The 300-nt window shown below is 73.7% G+C and carries 1 pseudogene; it reads right to left on the reverse strand.

What is annotated here, in order from left to right:
- Nucleotides 1-300 (reverse strand): annotated as a pseudogene (locus OP18_RS50825) (histidine kinase); the annotation flags it as partial.

Here is a 300-nt window from a genome sequence, read left to right on the forward strand (position 1 = left end):
CGCGGGGTCGGCGCCGGCGAGGCCGTCGCCGCGGATGACGTGGACGGCGAGGAGGTCGGCGGCTTTGGTACGGGCGGCGATGCGGGCGGCGCGGCGGATGAGGGTGTCGCCTTCGGGGCCGCCGGTGAGGGCGACGACGACGCGTTCGCGGGTTTCCCAGGTGGTGTCGATGCCGTGTTGGGCGCGGTAGCGGTCGAGCTGGTCGTCGACCTTGTCGGCGAGCCACAGCAGGGCCAGCTCGCGCAGGGCGGTGAGGTTGCCGACCCGGAAGTAGTTGCCGAGCGCCGCGTCGACCTTCTC

Source organism: Dactylosporangium aurantiacum, assembly GCF_000716715.1.
Classification (GTDB): Bacteria; Actinomycetota; Actinomycetes; order Mycobacteriales; family Micromonosporaceae; genus Dactylosporangium; species Dactylosporangium aurantiacum.